The sequence below is a fragment of the Paenibacillus sp. FSL H8-0283 genome, from assembly GCF_045040675.1.
In the GTDB taxonomy this organism is placed as follows: Bacteria; Bacillota; Bacilli; order Paenibacillales; family Paenibacillaceae; genus Paenibacillus; species Paenibacillus amylolyticus.
This window is the reverse complement of record NZ_CP150295.1, coordinates 6110529-6132165: the sequence shown is the minus strand read 5'-3', so window position 1 is coordinate 6132165 and position 21637 is coordinate 6110529. Positions and strand designations below refer to the sequence as shown.

Genomic DNA, 21637 nt, shown 5'->3' with positions numbered 1-21637 from the left:
TTGTTTTTATTTGTCAGTAACGGCGCACTCTTTAGGCAGAGTGGGTCTTTTTTGTTTTTTCTGGATGAAGAAGTAGGGGAGCAGCAGGTATGGAGAACAACAACGACAAAGGGCATTTTCAGCGGAAAATGCAGGCACGGCATGTGGTCATGCTCTCTCTCGGAGGAGTCATTGGAACGGGATTATTCCTCAGCTCAGGTTACACCATTCAGCAGGCGGGACCACTGGGAACCATTCTGTCCTATCTGATCGGAGCCATCGTTGTATATCTGGTGATGCTCTGTCTTGGTGAACTGTCTGTTCATATGCCAGAGACGGGAGCATTTCATAGTTATGCAGCCAAATATATCGGACCGGCAACAGGTTACACGGTGGCTTGGTTATACTGGTTAACCTGGACTGTTGCGCTTGGCTCCGAATTCACAGCCGCCGGATTGCTTATGCAGCGCTGGTTCCCATCGGTAAACGTATGGATATGGAGCGCGGTTTTTGCACTGATGATCTTTCTGTTTAACGCTCTAACGGTGAAATTTTTTGCGGAATCCGAGTTCTGGTTCTCATCTGTAAAAGTAGTGACTATCGTAATCTTCATTATTATCGGTGGCGCAGCCATGTTTGGGTTCATTCCCATGGCGGATTCTGAACCGGCTCCATTTCTATCGAATATTACCGCATCCGGGTGGTTCCCTCATGGGGCTACAGCGATATTGATGACCATGCTTGCTGTAAACTTTGCCTTCTCAGGCACCGAGTTAATCGGCATTGCCGCCGGTGAGACGGAGAACCCGGAAAAGACGATACCAAAGGCTATTCATACAACGCTGTGGCGTTTGGTTATTTTCTTCATCGGAACGATTATTATCTTGTCGGCCTTGCTGCCCATGTCGGATGCCAGTGTACTGGAAAGTCCGTTTGTAGCGGTAATGGAGCGGGTGGGTGTACCCTATGCAGCAGACATTATGAACTTTGTTATTCTGACGGCGATTCTCTCTGCTGCCAATTCAGGCCTGTATGCATCTTCACGTATGCTCTGGTCTCTGGCTGACAAAAGAACGATCTCTCCGTGGTTTGCCAAATTGACCAAAAGCGGAGTACCGCTGAATGCACTTCTGATTAGTATGGTGGGTGGTGCGCTGGCCTTGCTGTCCAGCATCATTGCGCCAGGTACGGTGTATATTACGCTGGTTTCCATTTCAGGTCTGGCTGTCGTTGCGGTATGGATGAGCATCAGCGCTTCCCAATACATGTTCCGCAGACAATATATCCGGGAAGGACATGCGGTCAAAGATCTGGTCTACCGCACACCACTGTATCCGGTGGTACCAATTGTTTCATTTATATTATGCCTGGCTTCATGCATAGGTATTGCCTTTGACCCGACACAGCGAATTGCGCTGTATTGTGGGGTTCCGTTTATCGCAGTATGTTACGCTGCTTATTATCTGACAGAACGTGTGAATAAGAAAAGAGGACAAGTACATGACGCAAGAACAACAGACTAACCCCATGGAACAGATCCTTCGTGAACATCCGGTCATGATTCTGGATGGAGCGTTGGCTACGGAACTCGAACAGCATGGATGTGATCTCGATGATCCACTATGGTCTGCTCGTGTGTTGCTTGAGAATCCGGATGTTATTGTTCAGGTCCATGCAGATTATTTTCGAGCAGGAGCCGACTGTGCGATTACATCCAGTTATCAGGCGACGGTGGATGGTTTCCGCAAGAGAAGGATTGATGAACAGGCTGCACTGGAGCTGATCCGCAAGACGGTGGAACTGGCTGTACAGGCGAGAGATGACGTGTGGGCAGAAGTTCAGAGTAGTTTAGTAGAGAGAGAAAGCTCAACAGGTCAGCCTGTAGAAGCTCCTTCGGTACGTTCCGAGAACGTGGAGAATGAGGAGCATTTAACAGATCGTACAGGGGATCGCAAAGAAGACTGTCTTCGTTCACGTCCAATTATTGCCGGGTCCGTTGGACCGTACGGCGCCTATCTGGCGGATGGTTCTGAGTATGTGGGTCATTACGGCGTGTCGGATGAGACGCTTGTCGCATTTCACCGTCCGCGTATGGCGGCGCTGCTTGAAGCAGGTGCTGATATTCTGGCGTTTGAGACGATTCCTTCCTTGCAGGAAGCACAGGTGCTGGTTGATGTACTGAAGGAGTTCCCTCATGCGTATGCTTGGTTATCTTTTTCTTTAAAAGACGGGACAAGCATCAGCGAGGGCACACCGCTTGAGGTATGTGCACAGAAGTTTGGCTCCGAGCCGCAGGTTGCGGCGATTGGCCTGAACTGTGCTCCGATGGAAGTGGTGACGGAAGCAGTGGGTATTTTGAGCCGTACCAGCGATAAACCTGTTATTGTGTATCCGAACTCGGGAGAAGTATATGATGCAGCAACGAAGACGTGGAGCGGACAGGGTACCTGTGGCAGCATGAGTGATGCTTCGGAGCAGTGGGTTGCTGCGGGCGCGAAAATTATTGGCGGCTGCTGCCGAACAACGCCACATCAGATTGGTGCACTTGCGAAGAAATGGCGGAATTAGTTCATATCATGATAACAAGCCCTTCCACATCCTATAGAGGTATGGAAGGGCTTGTTTTATTGTGTTAAGGCATTCTGATTACATTATTCGATAACCAGTATACGTGGCGATGCTTCCCGAATGATTCTCGAAGAGAACCACGAGCCAAGACTGGCTGCAATGATGCTTAGACAGGTGAACAGTACCATTCCACCCCAATGCAGGATCAGTGGAAGCTGTACGATACCATAACCGGAAAGGACCATTTCGAGTAGAAGAGGCAGCAGGTATACGCCGACGAAAATACCCAGTATGGCTCCCACGGAGGACAGTATGAACATTCCCATGGTGAGCGACAACCGGATTTGACGAGATGTCATTCCCAGCGATTTGTATATCCCGTACGTTCTGCTTTCTTTACGGATATTGATTCTACAGGTACTGAAAATAATGATGAACGTCACAATGATAAACAGCAATCCAATCAGGCTCATCGGATAGATCAGGATGTTAGCGGCTTCCGCGTAAACCGAATCAAGCAAAGTCTTCTGAGTGAATACCGAAGCAAAATCTTTAAATTGCTCATTTAATTCAGAGGCAACCTTAGCCGCTTGTGCCATATCGTTCACATTGATGAAGATAACATCAAATTCACTATAATCCGGGTTCACACTTCTCATGGCATCAATGGTGATTCTGCCTGAAACAGACATGTTGGCGAACGCCTGATAGATGCCTGTGATGAGGAATGTACGCTTTTCTCCTTCAATATAGATATCGATAAGATCACCGAGATCTTTATTTGATGTTTTGGCTACACTTACACCAATGGCAATTTCATTCGCATGTTGTGGGTTAACCCCTTTTAACGTTTCGAATCCAAGTTCCTGATAACTCCCGTCCAGTACACTCAAGTTGAGACTGATGGATTGGCCCTCTACTGCTGCCAAAGACTCCGGGCTAATTACACCCGTTGTGTTCCCTTGCCAGCCTACATTGCTGATCCTCGAATCCTGCGCTAACACGTGCTTTAGTTCAGCCTTGGGGAAGTTACTTTTGTTCACTACGACTGCTGCGATATTGGCATTGTCATACCCCCATTTAGCTGCGGTCTGTTCAATTCCGTTTATACTGGTCAGCAGAACATACCCCAAAACTAGTACGGAGGAAGCCATGGTAGTCAGCAGGATTGTTAGAACAGAGCTTTTGGTGTTTTTGAACACATGTCGGAATCCAAGCACGGCGGTCACAGGCAGTCGTGTGAACCCGATCCAGTGCGCCAATGGCGAATTCATTTTGCCAGCCATCCGGCTGTGATCTGTCTCCGACATACCATAACGAATAGCCTGCACGGGCTGTATGCTACGTGCCTTTTTGGCATGTAACACAGTGAACAGAATCACTAGAGTAAATAGTAGTACGCCGGCCAGTATGGCCGCATCCAATCCTTGAACTGGAATGTTCTGATTCCCCACTCGAAGAGAGGATACAGAAATATTAATGATCCATTTGGATATCCATATACTGAGTGCAAGTCCAGGGATAATGGCTACGATGGATATCAATGCATATTGAATAACATAGGTGCCTATCGTTTTTCGGGAAGTCAGACCTAGTGATTTGAGGATTCCTATCGTTCTGTAATTGGCCAGGATGGCATCCGCAATCGTAAATCCGATGGTCATCAGGGCGATAGAGAGCATGACAACACCCATGAATATCATGATGAATCCAATAACCTGATTGATGATCAGATAAAAAGAGGCAATGGCCTCGAACTCCATTTTGGATTCCAGAAACGGAATACCTGTCTCACGATTGTACCGTTCCCAATACACCGAATTCATGCTGTAATCGTTAAAATGGATGCCCATCATACGATTCTCGTTGCCAGCAAGTGTAGCGAGATCATGTTGATAATCGGCAGGATTCATCCAGACCCGTGCTGTATTGGAGAAGGGTGCCCCGTATGGTACATCGATGACAATGCCCGATACATTCAATTCAAGTGTGCTTGAGCCGGTTTTGAAGCCAATGGTATCACCTACCGAGATATGATAAGCATTCGCCATGGACGTTGGAATCCAGACGGAGCCTTGTTCGGGAACTGTGTCGGGCGTCCCGCTTGAGAAAATCAGTTCATCCACACCCCATGGCGGTGGAGGCGTATTAAACATGTACAGGTAGATGTTAGGGATGTGAGTTTCATTCAAAATGATGCCTGAAAATGTACGATACGTTAGCAAAGGGGACACCTGAACTCCATCCTGAGAAGCCCACCAGTTGTGCACAGCGTCAGGGTCATTCAGTCCTTTTTCAAACGTCAGGATCTGATGAGATCCATGGGTTCGGGTATGCATTTCATAAAACTGATTGCCGGTGTTCGCCAGAATGACAGTAGCTGTAGATACAAGAAGTGTCGAGAGAAGCAGGAGCAGCGCAATCAACGCATTTTGTATTTTGTTCCTACTCAGATACGACAAGCTAAGTTTAAATATGACTGCCATCGTTATTCCTTCCCCGTAACCAAAGCGAAGATAATCGCTTCACGATCCTGAATTTGATGTTCGTCATAGGTGTCAAACTCAAGGATTCCGCCAATCTTGCCGTCTTGAATATAGATCAGGCGATCTGCCCGACAGGCGGCCTTGATATCATGCGTCACCATAACAACAGACTGTCCTTTTCGATGAATATCTGTAAGGATATCGAGAACGGCTGTGCCATGTTCCATATTTAAGCTTCCGGTCGGTTCATCCGCAAAAATGATATCCGGCGAATTGATCAAAGCCCGTGCAATCGCAGCTCGTTGCTGCTGTCCTCCGGAAGTTTGGGATGGGAGGCGGTTACGCTGTCCATCAATATCCATGGCATTCATCAGCTCAGCAGCGCGGGATAGGATGTCCTTCTTTTTGTTTCCTGCAATATATCCCGGTAAAGCAATGTTCTCTTTGATGGAAAGGTCTGGGACCAGATTGATACTTTGATAGATATAACCGATCCGGCGGGTGCGGAAATCGGACATTTGACGTTCACTGTAAGCGTCAATCCGCTGGTCGCGAAAATAGACCTCACCTGCTGTAATCTGATCCAGTCCGCTTAGCAGATATAAGAGGGTTGATTTGCCAGAACCAGAGTTACCCATGATGACCGTGAATTCCCCTTCATAGATATCAAGATCAACATTACGGATGGCATGATGTTGTTCACTTCCGCTGTTGTACGTTTTGCACAGATTCTGTGCACGGATAATCACCTTTTTGGACAATTCGAATCACTCCCGAGTGTAATATAGGATTTATTCTAGAGGAGGGATGTTGAGGAAGCCTTATCAAATTATGAATAAAGTATTACAGCTGTTGAGTGTGGGCTCAGCAGATCGGCAGATAGAACCGGAAGGTTGTACCTTGTCCTTCTTTACTAGTAAAGGAAATATGGCCTCCATGTGCTTCAATAATGCTTTGGCAGATAGAAAGGCCCAGCCCTGTACCTTCCTGAACACGTTGTTCTGCATGACTCGCCTGGCCTCTGAAGTAACGCTGAAAAACAAACGGCATGTCCTGTACACGTATTCCCTGACCCGAATCGGCGATCGTCACATTCAAATGCTCAGATTCCAGTTCCATATCTATACGTATCGTGTCTCCTGGAGCTGTATGCTTGAGGGCATTGGCGGCAAGATTGGAGATCACCTGTTCAATTCGAGTGGGGTCGATAGCGATTAACACATTGGGGATGTAGTTGGGTCCTTTATAGATAAGCCCCTTTGTTAGGACAACATGTTCAATAGGTTTCAACATCGTCTCCAGTATAGGCCCACTGTACAACTCACGGGTTTCCACCGAAATTTGCCCCAATTCCTGAAGTGCATGAACTAGCAGATCCTCCACAAGGCGGGCTGTTTTATCCGTATGGGTTCGCATCACTCCCATATATTCCATCAGCGTCTCCTGATCGTTGCATAGTCCTTCCTCAATAGCTTCTATGTATGCTTTTATTGTGGTAATTGGTGTTTTAATATCATGAGATATATTGGTGATGAGTTCCTTTTGTGCTTGTTCCTGCTGAATACGCTGCTCGCTCAAATGTTTAATCTCCGTGCGCATTAGATCAAACATAGCATATACTTCGAGCAATTCATCGTTCCGGTTGTACTGGATTTTTTCTTCATAATTGCCTTTAAGCATGGATTCCGCATGTTGCTTCAATTGATGGATGGGAGAGAGCAGGTGTTTGTCCAGTTTTTGTTTCATCCAGAATAGAAATAAGCTCAGAATCAGTGATAGGAGCATGAGTGCGCTAATCAATATAACCGGAAAATTCATCGGTTGCTGAACCGTAACCATGGCTTGGGGGATGGAAAAGATAGCATTGCCGATCTGACTTCCCATCGGTCCGTCCATCACGGGAAACGCGATATCAAGCATATCGTTACCGTCCGCGGCCTGCGTGGCATGATGCAGATCATAATGGAGAGCTGAACGCAGATTAACTTGCGTCCCTTCAGAGGTGGGGTCGGAGGACAGAATGACTTTTCCATCCAAGTTTAGATAGGTAAGCAGAACCCCGGTCTCTCTGGCGGTGGAACGTATGACTCCACGAATATTTTGTTCATTAAGATGCTGATGATTTTGCTCCAAAGCGAGTAAGATCGGATTGACCTTGAGTCGAACCTGATTCAAGGATAGATTGGATTCGCCTGAATTTCGATCTTGTAACAACATCATCGACAGTGCAAGGATACTTAAAACGATAATAATGAGAAGCCCAAGTGTTGTTAACAACCAGCGTTTGGACCAGCTGTTCAATGACATGTGGGAGCCTCCAATCTCACTTATTCGTAATTGAATTTGTAACCGACACCCCATACCGTCTTCAGAACGGTCGGATGCGAGGCATCTGCCTCGATTTTTTCACGCAGTCTGCGAATGTATACGGTTACGGTATTTTCATCACCGTAGGTTGCATATCCCCAGATGGCGTCGAGCAACTGGGCTTTGGAGAATACCTGATTCTTATGGCTTGCCAAGTAATGAAGTAATTCGAATTCCTTGGCAGACAGAGAAACTTCCAATCCGTTTAATGTAACTTTATAGGCTTTTTTATCAATCACCAGGTTTCCAAGATGCAACAGATCTGTTCTGTCTCCAACGGATGTCATACTGTCATAACGCCTGAAGTGGGCATTAATTCGTGCTAACAATTCGCTCAGCGAGAAGGGCTTGGTCATATAGTCGTCTGCTCCAAAGCCAAGACCGAGTACCTTATCGGTATCACTGCCTCTGGCACTTAGAATGAGGATGGGGATATTGTTGCGCCTTCTGATCTCTCGACAGACCTCGATCCCGTCCATGTCCGGAAGCATAATGTCCAGAATGATATAGTCTGGTTGAATAAGCTCCATAATCTGAAGTCCATCTTGTCCAGTGGCTGCCACGGCGGTTTCATATTGATTTTTGGTTAAATAATCTCGCAGAATGCGCGAAATATCTGATTCATCCTCAATGATGAGGACTTTGCGCTGGTGGGTTAGCATATGTATCGCTCCAGTATGATAGATATTGATTTAATGGATATGTATGAATTTGTAAAAAAACTGTCTCTATAATTGTACAGTCTTGTTCTGTGGGAGTCACATGAAAAAATATTGAAGTGAACTTCATTCTTATAAAAAACGTTCTGACTTCCAGTCGTACTGAAAATCGATTACAGTTCAATGTATCAAAATAACCCATGAACCTCTTTAAGGTCATGGGTTTCTGATACTGAACATCATACATGCTCCAGATCATCGATAGGCTCATGCTGCTTGGATTTGAGATATTCCGCCGGAGACACACCAAAGTGTGCCCGGAATACCCGGTGGAAATAGGAGTAACTTGCAAAACCGCAGGATTCGGCAATATGCTCCAGTGTCATTTCACTGTATTTCATTCGTTCCAGCGCCGCATTCAGACGGATCTCAATCGCATATTGAATCATGGTCTGATTGTAGTGCTCCTTAAATAAACGAACTGCACGTGACAGGCTGAGGCCCGCATAACGAGCCGCTTCATCAAGCTTGAACGTAACAGTGGCATGCTCCTCAATGAAACGTTTTAACTTCAGCGCAGAGGAAACTGCCCGATCGGTCTGTATATTCTCTTTAATTGCCCGGTCGATATACAGACATAATCCGCGTAGTAACGCATCCTTTAGCTCCGCATTTTCCTCAAGAGGCCCGCGACGTTTCTCAAGTAACATATTTCTCCACAGGCTGATGAGTTTGTCATCCAGTCCAATTCGGCTCACGGTAGATCGATGCTGCCGTTTCCACCAGTTCTCGATCCAGCTGCCCTCGCAGAACAGATAATAATCTCCGCTGGACAAACGTCCTTCCTTATGTGGTTCATCGACAACGAGATGGTAGTCGTCACCAGGCTTTAAGAGCAGCAAGTCCCCGCTCGTCATCCTGAATTCCTCATCCTGTACATACACTTTGCACGAGCCTTCGGTCTGCAGACGGAACAGATAGGTTTGCAGCTCGCCCTTCATATTATGAGTGAACGCTTTATAGTGGTATGAGTAGTCACAGATCAGTACAGATGTCTCTAACGTATCCAAAGATAAAATCCCCCAATATGTACATCCTGCATGCATTCAAATGGGCTCCATTCAATTGATGCAAAATGATGGAAATAAAATTTGATCAGATAGTTCATGTTCTGACTATATTGTATATGTTCATTCTAGCCTGTTTTGCGTTAGGATGATACCAGATAGAGCAATGAAAGCAAATTTGAGAACAGAGGTGTATCCTACATGAAAAAACTTAATATTGGTTTGCAATTGTTTACACTCCGTGATGAAACTGCAACAGATTTTCGTGGTACGTTGCGTAAGGTAGCGGCCCTTGGATATGAAGGTGTGGAGTTTGCCGGATATGGCGATATTCCAGCTGAGGAAATGAAAGCGCTACTAGATGAACTTGGACTGAAAGGATTCAGCAGCCACGTTTCACTACATGCAATGCGCGAAGACTTGCAAAAACAAATCGATTACCTGAAAACAATTGGTGCACAATATATCATTTGCCCTTACCTGATGCCAGAAGATCGTCCTGAGAATGCAGAAGGTTGGACCAAGCTATTCGCTGAGTTACAACAATATGGAGCTGAAGCAGCGAAACAAGGATTGATCTTCGGTTACCATAACCATGACTTTGAATTCCACGGCCAGGTTGGCGATGCCAATGCCTTTGATGCCATGTTCGCTCAAACATCACCGGAAGCGGTAAAAGTGGAAATGGACGTATGTTGGGTACAATTTGCGGGACAAAATCCGATCGAGTATATTAAACAATATGCGGGTCGCTTGCCGCTGCTTCATCTGAAGGACTTCAGCAAAGACGAACAGGGCCAGATGAAAACACTGGAATTGGGACAAGGTTCGGTTGACCTGCCAGCTGTTATTGAAGGCGCTACGAATGCAGGCGTGGAATGGCTGATCGTGGAACAAGACGTATGTCAGAATCCTCCGCTTGAGAGCGTATCCAATAGCTACAACTGGTTGAAAGAAAACTACTTGAATCAATTCTAATGGACCATCGAACCATGAAAAATGCTAATCTATTTGTCAAAGGAGACTTATGTACATGAGTAAAATTAAAGTTGCTGTATTCGGCTGTGGAGCCATTGCCGAGCGCAGACATATTCCAGAGTACGCTGCCAATGAGAACGTAGAACTTGTCGCTTTTGCCGATCCGGTTGTGGAGCGTGCGGAGAAGATGGCCGAAACTTACGGCGGTAAAGCGTATTCCAGTTACGAAGAATTGCTTGCAAACGAAACAGTGGATGCCGTTAGTGTGTGTACACCAAACTATCTGCATGCGCCAATGGCGATTGCTGCTGCAAATGCAGGCAAGCATGTATTGGTTGAGAAACCAATGGCAGTATCCACTGAAGAAGGCGAGCAAATGATCGAAGCTGCCAAGAAAAATGGCGTGTATTTGATGGTTGGACACAACCAACGTTTGATGCCTCCTCACGTAAAAGCAAAAGAAATTCTCGAATCCGGCAAACTCGGTAAAGTCCTGAATTTCCGTACATCATTTGGTCACCCGGGTCCGGAAGGCTGGAGTGTGGACGGAGCTGAAAGCTGGTTCTTCCGTAAAGAAGAAGCGATTATGGGCGCAATGGGCGACCTGGGCGTGCACAAATCCGACTTCATCCGTTATCTGCTGAATGATGAGGTATCTGAAGTGGCTGGTTTCATCAGCACACTGCACAAAGAAGGCACTAAAGTTGACGATAACGCAACTTGTTTGCTGCGTATGAAGAGCGGAGCGATCGGAACGCTCGTAGCGAGCTGGACACAATATAGAGCTGGAGACAACAGTACAGTGCTGTGGTGTGAGAATGGTGTTATGAAGATCGGAACAGTGGAAGGCGATGAAGTTATCGTTGAGCTGACCAATGGTACAGTTGAGACGTACAAAGTTGGTGCCATGGCTACCAACGAGAAACAAGTACCGAGTGGTGTAATTGACGCATTTGTAGAGTCGATTGTCACTCAAACACCTCCAGCGATTTCAGGGGAAGAGGGCTTGCGTTCTCTGCAAGTGATCTTGGCAGCATTCGAATCCGAGAAAACAGGTCAGATCGTTAAACTGTAATCCAACCGAATGACAGTGTAATTTCTAACATTCTAAATGGCTTAATCTATGATATAAGGGACTTATCTTCAGAGAAGTGTTCTGGGGTAAGTCCTTCTTTATTTGTTCCCAGACAAGTGGGGGGAAAGTGAACAGGGATACGGTAAGTGTGCAATAGGGTTTACAATAGTGGATCGCTTTTGCATAACAGAAAAGGCTGATATTATGCGCTATCGCGGAATATCAGCCTCTTGGAGTCATTAAATTGAATGATAGAATGTTTAACTCTCTTTAGATGCCAGCTGGCACATTACTGCCCAGATCCAACCATGCGATTTCAGCAGGAGTCAGCGTGATGCGGGCCCCCTCGTCACAGGACAGCAGCTCCGCCTGATTCTGGGCACCGATCAGCGCACAGGTTGGGAACGTCTGATTCAATACATAAGCGAGTGCAATCTGAATGGGTGATGTTTTCTTCGAATTAGCCAATTGTTCAGCCCGACGCAAGCGTTCCCAGTTATCATCACTGTAGAATACACGCACCAGATCTTCGTTATCCCGAACTTCAGGTGTGAATCTTCCAGTGAAGAAACCACGCGCTTGGGAGGACCAGGATAGCAATGGTAGTTTGGTTTGCTCATGCCATGCCAGCGTCTCTGCATCTGCTGACACACAGCCTTCCCAGAAAGGTTCGTTTGCTTTGGCCAGACTGAGATTTGGGCTGCTGAATGTGAAGCCCTTCAGTCCATTTGCCGCAGCGTATGCATTGGCTTCCTCGAGCCGCTGCCAGGTCCAGTTGGAGGCGCCAATTGCGCCGATTTTGCCGGATTCAATATGTTCGTTCAGTGCTTCAAGAATAACACTGACAGGGGTATTGGGATCATCGCGGTGCAAGGCATACATCTCTACGTGATCTGTCTGAAGACGCTCCAGACTTTCCATCAAGTCACTGCGGATGGCATCAGCGTTCACACGTGGCCCATTCTGGTCATGATGCGCGCCTTTAGTGAGAATGACGATCTGGTCGCGGTTACCACGTTCCTTCATGTAACGACCAAGAACTTCTTCACTCTGTCCACCACAATAAATATGTGCTGTATCTACAGTGTTACCGCCAATCGACAGAAAAGCATCCATGTTCGTAGCTGCTTTATCGTAGGCATTATGCACGAAATAATCGGTTCCTTTAATCAATCTGGAGACACGTTTACCTGTACCAGCAATTTCGATATATTCCATAAGTCAGTTCATCCTCTCAATTATAGTGTAATTCGTGTACGTTCTTCCGCTGAACGAAGGCAAGCTTCCAGTACTTTCATATTAGCTACCGCATCGGAAGGGGCGAAGCGCAGATCCTTGCCCTGAAGTGCAGCACGTGCCATATCATCTCCCTGTAGAGAGTAGTGGTTCACTTGCGGGACTTCAATCTCTCTGCGTTCACCACCAGCCGTTACATAGAAGTTGGAACTGCGGTCCTGTCCGCTGATAAATGCTGAAGGGACTTCAATAATACCGTCGGATCCCAATACCTCCAATGTGTTGCGGAAGGCTGCCCACATACTGCTGTCAAACGTCACGCCGATGTGATTATCGAATTCCAGCAGTCCGGAAGCCATCATATCGACTTGATCATGCTGTGGGGAGAACATGCCAATAACAGTGGCTGCACTTGGTTCTTGACCAAGCAGGAGACGTGCTACACTGATGGAATAACATCCGATATCATACAGTGCACCTCCGCCCCAATCCCGCCGAAAGCGGACATTGCCGGATGCATTGGAGTTATTAAATGAAAATGTGCTGTGCATACCACGAATCTCACCAATCTCACCGCTGGCAATGATATCTCGGATCTGCTCATATCTTGGATGATGGCGGTACATGAATGCTTCAGCCAGATGCACACCTGCATCTGCACAAGCTTGAACCATCTCCTGAGCTTCCTGTTCTGTCAGAGCCAGTGGTTTTTCGCACAAAATATGTTTGCCTGCTTCAGCAGCCCGGATCGTCCATTCCCGATGAAGATGATTCGGCAGTGGGATATATACGGCATCAATGGAATCATCAGCGAGCAAAGCTTCATAACTGCCATAAGCCTTGTCGATCCCAAGTTTCTCGGCCGTCTGTTTGGCTTTATCTTCGTCTCGACTGGCAATCGCGGTTACTTCATTTAACTCGGATTGCTGCAGGCCTGGAATGACGGATTCCACAGCAATGCTAGCGCTACCAAGAATACCCCAACGCAATTTTTGAACTGAATTCATGTGTTGTATCCTCCCGTTTATGAATGTATATTGTGATTATAAAGAATAGATCAATGAATTAAAATGATAATATATTGAGGTTAGTTAACACAATTTTGTTGATCAAGGAGAACCGGCTATGATGAGACAAACCGTATTGCTTACCCTGCAGGATATTCCATATTTTTGTTATCCCGAGTCCGTTGGACATTATATGGACCACGTCCAGCATGCCGTGTTGCGTGAGGCTGGCGCACTGAACAATTTTAATATTCACTATGTCGCTTCGGGCAAGGGATATGTTGAAGTGGACGGGGTGGTGCATGAGCTTCGCGCAGGTCAGGCGTTTCTCTATTTTCCGCAGCAGCGGCAGCATTATTATAGTAGTGAAGATGATCCATGGGATGTACGATGGGTTCATTTTTACGGTGAACGTCTGCATGATTATATGATCGAGCGGGGGTTACATCGCAATCTATTGTGGACACTGCGGCAACGCAGCTCTTGGGAAGAGGCTCATCTGGCCTTGCTCAATGAAGCGGAACAGAACACCATGCTGCGTCCGGCTCAGCTATCCACACTGACCTATGCTGTACTCGCCGAGTTCGTGCAGCATGCAGTACCTTTAAAGAGTACACGTACCACAAGTAAGGCGGAGAGTCGGGTTCTTGCACTTCTTCCACAGATGCAGCAGGAGGCCTGTCAACCTTTCCTGTTACAGGACTGGGCGGATCTTGCAGGTGTGAGTTCGTATTACTTTTGCAAAATGTTCAAGAGTGCTGTGGAGATGACGCCCATGGAATTTATCACTCGTTCACGACTACAGATGGCGAAGCAATGGTTACTCGAACGGCCTACGGCCAACATTGGACAAATCGCGGAGGAAGCGGGGTATCCCAATGCCAGTTATTTTAACCGCCAGTTCATGGCTCATGAGGGGATGACACCTACGGATTACCGCGGATTGTATCACAATTAACCCGTATCCTTTCGATGTTGCCAGCGCTTGAGGTATAGTGGTTTGACACAGAGCTCAATCAAGTCTATTATGGATAAATTAAATCCGTATATAATGAGGTGCCCTCATGAAATATTCAAAAGCGACAAATTATGCTTTGCATACGATGCTTCATCTTGTAAGCACTGCCCCTGAGCAACTGGTTAGTGTACACCAACTTGCAGAATTGCAGAAGGTATCACCAACATATCTGTCCAAAATATTGACCAAATTGGTTAAGGCGGGCATGATCGAATCAACTTCTGGCGCCAATGGTGGTTACCGGCTTAGTCGTAAAAATCCAGATCCTTCTTTCCTGGAGATCATTCATGCGATTGAAGGTCAAGCGTCCCTGTTCGAATGTTCCCAGAATCATAACGCAGGCTGTTTGATCCAGCAGGTGATGGTGCAGGCGGAAGAAGAGATGGAGAGTTTTTTGAACAATAAGAAAATGTCGGAACTGGCTTCCCAGATGAAGGGTGCACATTCCCTGTAACTTGCACTAGAAGTGATCTTTCCCCAACCTCGTGAGAGGTAAGGAAAGATTTTTTTGTATCGTTGTACCTAATAGAAGGCGAATGGTACAATAAGGAAGGTATAGTATGCATACATACATGATCCTAATCTTACATCACATTTTACATCTCTGGAGGGACAACACATGAGCCAATCAACGATCACAGGACTGGAACAATTGCTCGCGCTTGAAAACATTCGGAACACCAAGGCACGTTATTGCCGCTATATTGATACGAAGCAATGGGATACTTTGGGCGATGTGTTTGCTCCGGATGCAGTGGCCGATTTCAGTACAGAGGGCAACCCAATTCCGGTATTAACAGGCCGTGATACGATCGTACAAGTATTCCGTGATCTGGTGGATGTTGCCGTAACCGTGCATCATGTTCATAGCGCCGAAGTTGAATTTGTATCTGAGAACGAAGCAAAGGTCATCTCCCCAATGGAAGATTGGGTTACGTTCCCGGAGGGCAATGAGAACAAATCCTTCCACGGATTTGGGCACTACCACGAAACTTTTGTCAAAATCGACGGCCAGTGGTACATCAAACATACAAGTCTGCAACGTCTTCGTTTGGACCTGTTTGAATAGTAGATAAATTATTAGAGAAGAAAAAATTATTACTAATAGAAGCCCTAAGGAGCACGATGATGCGTCCTTGGGGTTGTTTTGTATTTTGCTTCTGTGTGAAAGGTCAGTGGAATGAATACAAAGGGCGACGAGCCCTAGAAGGCACGCTCCCAGACGGGCTCTCGACCAATTGGGCTTCGTAGTTCGTCATCTTCCACTGGGAAATGTCCTATGTATGGAATTAAGTTATTTAAGTGGAAGCTTACGCTTTTTCGTTATATGATTCACGTTATAAATGTTAACAAGTTTTAATTCGAATTTTCGAGGGTGATATTTATAAAAATTTTCATTGAAGTAATAGACCACACAGAAGAAGAGGAGATCCGCATCAGGTGTCACCAAGTAGACGAAAAAATACATGAGCTCGTTAATAAAGTAAAAACCGAAACGCTCATGATACTTGGCTATCATGAAGATAAGATTAGCCGCATCAAAATTAGTGATATTTATTATTTTGAAGCTGTTGACGGAAAAGTGTTTGCGTATTGTAAGAACACCGTTCATGAGGTCAAACAAAAGCTTTATGAACTGGAGGAACTTTGCCAAGAGAAACATTGTTTTCGGGCCTCCAAATCCACCATTCTAAATATAGCTAAGATTTCCAGTGTTCATCCGTCCATCAGTGGCCGTTTTCAAGCAATATTGGATAATGGGGAGAAGGTAGTCATATCACGGCAGTATGTGCCAACGCTTAAACACATACTTGGATTATAAAAGGGGACCTATATGAAGTATTCCGAGCTCATAAAAGAAATGATTAGAGATTTCTTAATTATATTCGCTTCTATAATGATAATCATCGCTATTTTACGGCAAATCTATGCTCCTGATGCAAGTTTCGAATTACAGACTATTTTTACAATTATGGCTTTCTCTTTTCTGGGTACTTTGACCGGAATTATTTTATATACGCCGCATGCGATTAGCGAGAATAAAATGCGCATCCGAGTGATTTTACATTTCTTTTTTCTGGAAGCCCTATTAATTTCTCTGGCTGTCATATTGAATCTTGTAAACGGTACTTTCAGTATACTATTATTGGCTTTGCAAATTGCCACAGTATACGCTATCCTTCGCCTACTAACGTATAAGAATGACAAAAAGGAAGCTGAAAAGATCAATGAAAGACTACAAACATTTAAAAATAAGGTTTAGAAGATATACACAAACTGCTCCTAAATAAAGTCGTATTTGTAGCGTAAGTACACTTCATTGCGTTGTTTTTACAACTTATTGGCTCTCAACTACAGCTTATCGTTTATGCGTATACACCTGCTCTGCCATTTATTATGATGAACTCATAAAAAGTTGGAGGAGGAGTAGAGAAGCCTTATGGAGATTTTAATACTTGTCGTTACTTTGGTCTCTGAGCTGGCAATTGCGGTTTATTCCATTGCAACCAAGCAAAGCCGCAGCAAGATAAAGAGTTGGACGAGAATCGCAATGTTTATAGGATTCATGATGCTAAGCTTGGGGAAGGTTGTCGTATGGGAGTACACTTGGGGGCTGTTTGCATGCTTGCTCTTTATATTAGCGTTCAAGGAAATAGTTGCACTTCTGCGCAAACAAACAAACCCAGCACGTTACAAAGCGTTCTCTACGATATGGAAGTCCCTTCTGTTAACACTGACCGTAGTTGTTACCCTTGTTCCTGTTTTACTTTTTCCACAGTTTAGGTTGCCGCGAGTGACAGGTCCGTATGTAGTGACTACTGCCACATACAGCTATATGGACAAGAATCGAATCGAAGAATTTACGGATCAGAAAGACAAGCGGTCTGTTAACGTGGAATTTTGGTATCCTGAACAGGCAGACGTAACCTATCCTTTGCTTGTGTTCTCCCATGGAGCATTCGGTATTAAAGCAAGCAACACTTCTACCTTTACAGAACTTGCGAGCCATGGTTATTTCGTCGTTTCGATTGACCATCCCTATCATTCATTTTATACCGTTTCCGAGGATGGAAAAGTCGTGACGATTAATCCCGAATACATGCAAGAAGTCAACAATGCAAATAAAGATGGGGTTTATTCACTTGGTGAGTTTTACGAGCTTACTCAAAAATGGATGAAATTGAGAACGGATGATATGAGTTTTGTCATGGATACGATTCTGGAACAAGCCGAGCAAAAGAAAGATTCTGTATATGGACGCATCGATACACAGAAAATAGGTGTCTTCGGTCATTCTATGGGGGGTGCAGCAAGCGTGGCACTGAGCAGAGAACGCGATGACATTAACGCCGTAGTAAATATAGATGCTCCGTTCTTTAGCGAGCTTGTGTATGATAAAGTTACGAACGAAATAAATGCAAAATCCGAAGCTTTCACCATCCCGCTTCTAAACGTTTATTCGGATGATGTGTGGATACAGCTCTACAGCAGTCCTCCGTATATCGCGAATCGTATTTCGAATGAAAATTTTAAAGATGCATACAACGTTCATTTTAAAGGCGCAAAACATTTAAGTTTAACCGATCTACCTTTATTCTCGCCTATATTGGCAGACCTGTTGCATGAAGGCAGAAAAGCAAATATAGATAAATATTACGCGATTGAAACTCAAAATGAACTCATCCTTCGTTTTTTTGACTATGCTCTAAAGAATCAAGGTCAGTTTGCTCCAAAAGCGACGTATTGAGTACTAGTTCAATAAAAGACAAGAAGGAAGCCGGTCAGATTGATTAGCAGAGCTGTTGTCAACTAGAGGAGTGACAATACGGATCGTTGCAGAAATGCTGACGATCCTTTTTGATATACATTGAAAAACCAGGTCTGGACCGTCGTGGCCCTTACCTGGTTTCTTGGGTTTGATAGCGATATAACAGGTTAGGATGAAATTCTAGATCTGATGACTTGTTTTCGTGACTTTCCGTGACTGCATTCTCAGATACACCTGAGAGAAAATAACGGATGCCAGTGCGACCACAGTCATGCCCCAGAAAATATTGGTGTACGCTGAGGACAGTGGCATGTTTTGCATCGCCGTTAATGCTACGCCGGTAACAGCAACACTGAAAGCACCGCTGAAGAACTGACTGAGTTGGAACAGCCCCATACCTGCGCCCACCTGATCCATAGTCAGATTTCCAGACAATTCATTGGACACGCTGGTGGTTAGGGAAGAGAAGCCTACGCTGAGCAAGACATAGACAGCCATAATGGCGTAGATGTTATTGTCTGCAAATAAGGCGAATAACCCGGCAGCTACCAGTAGCAGCCATGGTGCAAATTTCAATAGCAACGTATTGCCATGTCGGTCAATCATGCGGCCGATCCGGTTTGACAGCAGCATAGACACGACTGCACCGGGGAAGATGACAAGTCCGGATTGAGCAGGTGTCAGTCCATACAGATGCGCTAAAATTTGAGGTAACAGGAACAACGTTGAGAAGTTATTGATGTACGATACAATCCCCAGCGAGCTGAGCATCATATATTTTTTGTCTTTGAACAAAGCAGGTTGAACAAATGGATCTGCCGCGCGCCGAATTCGGAGCCAGAACAGAAGCAGTGCCGCAGCACCGATAACAAGAGTGAACCACTGACGGGAAGTCAGGAATAACAGCACACCCGTAGTACCGATGGCGAGAAGCACGGCACCCAGCAGGTCAAATGAACCTTTTTGCGGTGTTTCCCGAGGAAGCAGTTTGAAAAATACAGGAATCAAGAATAACGTTAATCCTGTAACGATAAACAGATCATGCCATCCCAGAAATTGTGTGATACTTCCGCCGATGACGGGACCAAGTCCAAGCCCCAGCGAACTGGCGGACATGATGACAGCCATCGATTTACCCCGGCGATCATGTGGAATGTACCGGGTAATCAGCACAATGGCAAGCCCCGGAACCGATGCAGCACCCGCAGCCTGGATCAGACGTGCAATGAGCAAAATGATGAAATGATTACTGAAGAACCCGAGAACCGATGCCGCACCAAGTAACGTAAGCCCGGTCGTGAATAATGTACGAATAGGTATGAAATCCGATAGACGTGAGAACGTAATCGAGGAAATGGCAAATACAATGGAATACCCTGTAACAATCCATGAGGAAGCGACGGATGTAAGCATAAATTCGGCTGCAATTTTGGGCAGGGCCAGATTAAACATCATTGTATTCATAACAACGAGTACAACGGTGAAGCCAAGCAAGCTTACGATTAATCCTTCCTGTATTCCGGTCCGTTCCCCTGATGATGCGGTTGCGGTGTTGTTCATAAAAACCTCCTAGAGTGATGTGTATTTCGCAACATTTCAGAAACGGTGTGTAACATTTGCAAAATGTAGTATGATGTCAATCCCGTGCCAAACAGGCAGGGGTTACATAACGAAATCATTAAAGTTCGATTGGTGTCGAACATTAGAAATATATCATGGATCTGTGTTAAAATACAATGGATAGTCTGAGAAAAGGGGACTACAGTATGAAGATTTTACATCATCCACAGGTGTCAGATATTGAACTTTCCTCCGTATTGTATGCGTTAAGCGACCCGACCCGTCTTGGGATTGTTGCCGAAGCTGCCAGAAGTGGGGAGCAACCGTGCAGTCATTTTCATGCACCTGTTGTGAAGTCAACGATGTCGCATCACATTCGGACCCTGCGAGAAGCTGGAGTCATTCGGGTCAGAGTGCAGGGCACACAGCATTTTCTCACCCTGCGATCCGATGATTTGGAAACGCGCTTTCCAGGACTCCTGCAACCGTTATTGCAGGCCGCAACTCAGTCGAGCACAGATCCTTCCTAAAGGTTGTCCTTTCTTCAGGTCGAAGAGGGGACATTTTTATTTTTTGAAATACTTCTAATACTGATGCGACATTCTGTGTCGTATCATGCCCTATATAATAACGGTGAACACACAAACCATATCGAAAAGAGGTTCACAACCATTGGCAAAAACTAAAAGAGGACGCGTTTTGTGGAGTCTTCCTTCCAGGGGCCGGGGAACATGCCCGGTGTGTAGCAGTACCCGAATTAAATTGTTGTATACGCAAACAAAAACAGACGGTACAAGTCTGAAAGTATGCAAGAAATGCTTCAAAGCCGTGCAATCCAGAGTGGATAAGGCACATGTATAACATAACTGGCCTGTTCTTCGGAACGGGCCATGTCTTTTGATATAATCGAATATATTAGGAATGGATGAGATGGGGGCGGGAAGATGAGTAACATGCATCGGATTCACTGGTTTGACGAACAGATTCGGGGTGGACGTTTTCCGAATAGCAGCTGGCTTGCCCGTGAATTTGAAATCTCCCGTCGTCAGGCTCAGCGTGATATTGAATATATGGCAAGTTCCTTGCGAGCCCCTTTGGTGTATATGGCAAAATATCGGGGCTATTGTTATGAGGATCAGACTTTTCGATTGCCCCATTTGTATATGACCGAAGAAGAGCAGCGTGTGCTGAAATATCTGGCGCATCGTTACCGGCATTACGATTATGATCAATCGGACGCGGTGAAACGTGTAGCACATTTGCTGGAGCGTTTTACGTTGGAGGAACAACAGATGGGAAGTAGTGAGCTCCCAGTATTTTCGGCGCAACCGAAGCAACTGCAATTCTTTGAATTGTTGTCCCACGCCATAACTGACTTGCGCAGAGTACATATTCATTACAGGGATCACGATGGAGAACGACAGTTTTCCTTGTGTCCATTAAAGATGATATCCCAGTTTAACGCCGATTACGTGGTGGGTTATGAAGCAGACCCTGTACAGCAAGTGGCCATTCGCTTGGAGGGCATTGTTCATGTATCGATCTTGAATGAGAGATTTGAGTACAAGTCAGATGCTCTCCTAAGTGGATGGGAAGAAACACTGCCTGTGCGTAAACCGTTTGTAGCTGAGATTCGCTTGAAGGAATTGCAGCAAATGGACCTATGGGAAGGGTATCGTATTCGGGCTAGGCAAGATCAGATTTATTCAATTGAATTTTATGACACGGACGCTTTCTTACAGCATTTGTTTGTTAGTGAATGGGAGGAACTTTTGTCTCCTGGGTGGCTTAGACGCAAGCTTCAGCAAAGCGCAGAAGGATTAATTGACAGGCTCGCGATACAAGGTAAGCAAAACGTGGAATAAACC

At 45.6% G+C, this 21637-nt stretch carries 21 protein-coding genes; 13 read left to right on the top strand and 8 right to left on the bottom strand.

Annotated features, from left to right (window positions below; translation table 11 throughout):
• The first annotated feature begins 89 nt into the window (after positions 1-89).
• Positions 90-1502, top strand: coding sequence for an S-methylmethionine permease (gene mmuP / locus MHI52_RS27155; protein WP_076253521.1), 1413 nt, complete (start codon positions 90-92; stop codon positions 1500-1502).
• The gene (gene mmuM, locus MHI52_RS27150) at positions 1480-2547 is read left to right on the top strand and encodes a homocysteine S-methyltransferase (RefSeq protein ID WP_405157983.1); all 1068 of its coding nucleotides are present in this window, start codon (positions 1480-1482) and stop codon (positions 2545-2547) included. The genes mmuP and mmuM overlap by 23 nt, the downstream gene beginning before the upstream one ends.
• Positions 2548-2630: 83 nt before the next feature.
• On the opposite strand, the gene MHI52_RS27145 is transcribed toward mmuM, so the two are convergent.
• From MHI52_RS27145 to MHI52_RS27125, 5 genes are all read right to left on the bottom strand, one after another.
• Positions 2631-5033 carry an ABC transporter permease gene (locus MHI52_RS27145; RefSeq protein ID WP_405157982.1) on the bottom strand — a complete coding sequence of 801 codons (2403 nt, stop codon included), beginning with the start codon at positions 5031-5033 and terminating at the stop codon, positions 2631-2633.
• A gap of 2 nt (positions 5034-5035) precedes the next feature.
• The gene (locus MHI52_RS27140; RefSeq protein WP_101314572.1) at positions 5036-5794 is read right to left on the bottom strand and encodes an ABC transporter ATP-binding protein; all 759 of its coding nucleotides are present in this window, start codon (positions 5792-5794) and stop codon (positions 5036-5038) included.
• A gap of 103 nt (positions 5795-5897) precedes the next feature.
• Positions 5898-7340 carry an ATP-binding protein gene (locus MHI52_RS27135; protein WP_127546677.1) on the bottom strand — a complete coding sequence of 481 codons (1443 nt, stop codon included), beginning with the start codon at positions 7338-7340 and terminating at the stop codon, positions 5898-5900.
• 20 nt (positions 7341-7360) lie between these two features.
• Positions 7361-8062 carry a response regulator transcription factor gene (locus MHI52_RS27130; RefSeq protein WP_315371356.1) on the bottom strand — a complete coding sequence of 234 codons (702 nt, stop codon included), beginning with the start codon at positions 8060-8062 and terminating at the stop codon, positions 7361-7363.
• Between the two features lie 236 nt (positions 8063-8298).
• On the bottom strand, positions 8299-9129 hold the full coding sequence (locus tag MHI52_RS27125) for an AraC family transcriptional regulator (RefSeq protein WP_036668130.1): 831 nt from the start codon (positions 9127-9129) through the stop codon (positions 8299-8301).
• A gap of 198 nt (positions 9130-9327) precedes the next feature.
• Here MHI52_RS27125 and MHI52_RS27120 point away from each other — a divergent pair, with 198 nt between their 5' ends.
• Positions 9328-10104, top strand: a complete 777-nt coding sequence (locus tag MHI52_RS27120; RefSeq protein WP_076319713.1) for a sugar phosphate isomerase/epimerase — start codon at positions 9328-9330, stop codon at positions 10102-10104.
• A gap of 55 nt (positions 10105-10159) precedes the next feature.
• Positions 10160-11179: a Gfo/Idh/MocA family protein gene (locus MHI52_RS27115; RefSeq protein WP_036668128.1), complete on the top strand. Its 1020-nt coding sequence runs from the start codon at positions 10160-10162 to the stop codon at positions 11177-11179.
• 270 nt (positions 11180-11449) lie between these two features.
• On the opposite strand, the gene MHI52_RS27110 is transcribed toward MHI52_RS27115, so the two are convergent.
• A complete protein-coding gene (locus tag MHI52_RS27110; protein WP_405157981.1) occupies positions 11450-12397 on the bottom strand; it encodes an aldo/keto reductase in 948 nt (315 codons plus the stop codon).
• Between the two features lie 20 nt (positions 12398-12417).
• Positions 12418-13422 (bottom strand): Gfo/Idh/MocA family protein, encoded by a 1005-nt coding sequence (locus tag MHI52_RS27105; protein ID WP_405157980.1) that lies wholly within the window; start codon positions 13420-13422, stop codon positions 12418-12420.
• Positions 13423-13540: 118 nt separating this feature from the next.
• On the opposite strand from MHI52_RS27105, the gene MHI52_RS27100 reads away from it, so the two are divergent.
• The 6 genes from MHI52_RS27100 (at position 13541) to MHI52_RS27075 (ending at position 18188) form a co-directional block, all read left to right on the top strand.
• Positions 13541-14380 carry a helix-turn-helix domain-containing protein gene (locus MHI52_RS27100; RefSeq protein ID WP_405157979.1) on the top strand — a complete coding sequence of 280 codons (840 nt, stop codon included), beginning with the start codon at positions 13541-13543 and terminating at the stop codon, positions 14378-14380.
• A gap of 106 nt (positions 14381-14486) precedes the next feature.
• Entirely contained in the window at positions 14487-14894 is a 408-nt protein-coding gene (locus tag MHI52_RS27095) for an Rrf2 family transcriptional regulator (RefSeq protein ID WP_017692155.1), read from the top strand.
• A gap of 165 nt (positions 14895-15059) precedes the next feature.
• Complete coding sequence (locus MHI52_RS27090; protein ID WP_100529881.1) at positions 15060-15509, top strand: nuclear transport factor 2 family protein; 450 nt, start codon at positions 15060-15062, stop codon at positions 15507-15509.
• Positions 15510-15815: 306 nt separating this feature from the next.
• Positions 15816-16262, top strand: coding sequence for a LytTR family DNA-binding domain-containing protein (locus MHI52_RS27085; protein WP_207765612.1), 447 nt, complete (start codon positions 15816-15818; stop codon positions 16260-16262).
• Between the two features lie 12 nt (positions 16263-16274).
• A complete protein-coding gene (locus tag MHI52_RS27080; RefSeq protein ID WP_340984197.1) occupies positions 16275-16703 on the top strand; it encodes a DUF3021 family protein in 429 nt (142 codons plus the stop codon).
• Between the two features lie 177 nt (positions 16704-16880).
• Positions 16881-18188 carry a dienelactone hydrolase family protein gene (locus MHI52_RS27075; RefSeq protein WP_315373173.1) on the top strand — a complete coding sequence of 436 codons (1308 nt, stop codon included), beginning with the start codon at positions 16881-16883 and terminating at the stop codon, positions 18186-18188.
• 201 nt (positions 18189-18389) lie between these two features.
• Here MHI52_RS27075 and MHI52_RS27070 read toward each other — a convergent pair whose 3' ends face one another.
• A complete protein-coding gene (locus tag MHI52_RS27070) occupies positions 18390-19769 on the bottom strand; it encodes an MFS transporter (RefSeq protein ID WP_405157978.1) in 1380 nt (459 codons plus the stop codon).
• A gap of 206 nt (positions 19770-19975) precedes the next feature.
• Here MHI52_RS27070 and MHI52_RS27065 point away from each other — a divergent pair, with 206 nt between their 5' ends.
• The 3 genes from MHI52_RS27065 to MHI52_RS27055 all read left to right on the top strand — a co-directional run bounded on the left by MHI52_RS27065 (position 19976) and on the right by MHI52_RS27055 (position 21634).
• Complete coding sequence (locus MHI52_RS27065; RefSeq protein ID WP_341344170.1) at positions 19976-20299, top strand: helix-turn-helix transcriptional regulator; 324 nt, start codon at positions 19976-19978, stop codon at positions 20297-20299.
• 142 nt (positions 20300-20441) lie between these two features.
• Positions 20442-20630, top strand: a complete 189-nt coding sequence (locus MHI52_RS27060) for a hypothetical protein (protein ID WP_074096524.1) — start codon at positions 20442-20444, stop codon at positions 20628-20630.
• Positions 20631-20713: 83 nt separating this feature from the next.
• Positions 20714-21634, top strand: coding sequence for a YafY family protein (locus MHI52_RS27055; RefSeq protein WP_282320175.1), 921 nt, complete (start codon positions 20714-20716; stop codon positions 21632-21634).
• Positions 21635-21637: the final 3 nt, after the last annotated feature.